The organism is Shigella sp. FC1967 (assembly GCF_001743005.1).
Taxonomy (GTDB): domain Bacteria; phylum Pseudomonadota; class Gammaproteobacteria; order Enterobacterales; family Enterobacteriaceae; genus Proteus.
The window spans coordinates 1-1701 of the sequence record NZ_MIIZ01000946.1 but is presented as its reverse complement, the minus strand read 5'-3'; the positions used below and the strand labels follow the sequence as shown (position 1 = coordinate 1701).

Annotated in this window: 3 protein-coding genes; all 3 read right to left on the bottom strand. The window is 50.7% G+C overall.

The features are described from left to right. Positions 1-265: 265 nt before the first annotated feature. The 3 genes from BHE89_RS23860 to BHE89_RS16520 are packed head-to-tail and all read right to left on the bottom strand — an operon-like array spanning position 266 to position 1621. Positions 266-442 (bottom strand): hypothetical protein, encoded by a 177-nt coding sequence (locus BHE89_RS23860; RefSeq protein ID WP_169342285.1) that lies wholly within the window; start codon positions 440-442, stop codon positions 266-268. Between the two features lie 47 nt (positions 443-489). Next, the gene (locus tag BHE89_RS16525) at positions 490-1119 is read right to left on the bottom strand and encodes a DUF4400 domain-containing protein (RefSeq protein WP_000743450.1); all 630 of its coding nucleotides are present in this window, start codon (positions 1117-1119) and stop codon (positions 490-492) included. Further along, positions 1076-1621, bottom strand: coding sequence for a hypothetical protein (locus BHE89_RS16520; RefSeq protein WP_000228720.1), 546 nt, complete (start codon positions 1619-1621; stop codon positions 1076-1078). The genes BHE89_RS16525 and BHE89_RS16520 overlap by 44 nt, the downstream gene beginning before the upstream one ends. Positions 1622-1701: the final 80 nt, after the last annotated feature.

The following is a 1701-nucleotide window of genomic DNA, read 5'->3' as shown; positions in this document are numbered from 1 at the left end:
TTTGAGTTTATTGGTTACTTTCATGGTTCCTCTCTATATCGTTCCAATTTCGTTTCGGTAAAAGAACAGTGGCCCAGTGACTGTTCTGAGTTCCGGCGTTACTTGCTTTACTCTTGAGCAAATATGCTGCTTGAAAAAGTTGTGGTATCCGTACAAAGCTGGGCGTGTAAAAACGGAATAGATAATGAGGGTGATGGCCGCACCAGCGGCCCACCCGATCACGTCCGGAGAGATAAGTCCTGGCACGTCTGAGATACGTTCTGGTTCAACCAAGCGGCACACCACCAGCACCCAGAACCACATTACCGGCATCACAAAGATCATCTTTCCGACGCAAGCAATGAGCACCTTCACCAAATTCAAGCTCTGCGCCCAGTAAAGCCACAACGCAGACAAGGATTGGCGACGTATCACCTGGTAGACGTTCAATGGGATGTCGCACAGATGCACCCCATCTTGATTTATAACGGAGTAGCTCATCCTCCCTCCCTATACCCGTTTCTGGAGGTTGCCGAACGTCAGGCCAACCAGGACACAGCACGTCATCATTGTCATCGGGATGACAACCGGATCGAGCGCTATGGGGATGAAGAACGCGATGAACAATCCGGCCATCAGGTACATCGTTCCGCGAACGCTATAACGATGGAGAACCGGACTCGCATAATCGAAGTTGGTCCGCTTAATTCGCCATGTCATCATCCCGTCATATACCGCAGGTACGAACAGGATCAGCATATAGGGAGCCCACGCGGCTAACAGCGCCAACCGTGTGTAGAACTGGTAAATGACGTTGACAAAGGCTTCCATGCGGCCTTTGACCCACACAAACCAGCCCTTGCCCATATCCTGCATCCCCTTGGACTTCTGGCGCTCCTCTTCTGATGGGATCAGCGTTTGGTACATCCCCTCATAGAAGCCTGAATCAATAACGCTCGACCTGAACCAGGTAGATGCTTTGTTCTGTATCCAGTCTCTTGCTTCGACACCAAGACTCTGTTCCACCAGCACGGATTCCCTTTTGATGGCTCTGTCTGTCCAGTCGCCAGGGATCAGCAGCAATATTGCCAGCAACTCAATAACCAGCAGCCATGCGACCAGCAACCACGGCTTCTTCATAGTCGGTTCTCCTTAAAACAGTTTTCACGCTCTCACAGGTGATGAGCTCATACAGCAAGCCACGCAAAGAGGTCTCATCCTCATGGGGCTGCGGGTTAATGGATAGTTCTCCTGGATGGGAAGAAAGCCACAGTGAGAACGACTCTCCTGAATCGACAGACCATGAATCACCGCCACTATCGACAATTTGCACTTCCAACGCCCGGCAGGTTTCGGTGATCAGGGTTTCCAGAAATGCCCCAATTCTGGCCGGGTCTTCATATTTCTCTCTCTGCTCATGAAACACGAGCTGGCTGTAGCGATGCAGAGCTTCTTCAATGATCGGGTAAATCACAGGCTCCTGATTAGCCTTAATCCCGTCTGTGATGTAGCAGCTCAGCTTCTCGATGATGGCCTCCGATGCAGGCCAGTCGAATTGGAGGATGCTCAGGATGTGAGCGTTCTTGCGGCCACGACTTTTCAATTCATTCATAACCCTGTCGAAAGGGTTCACATCGACCATGATGGCTACCTCGTAATCTCTATACTTCTTGTCACACATAGCTCTGCTCTTACTGGGTCAATATGGGCAGACGGCCTTTT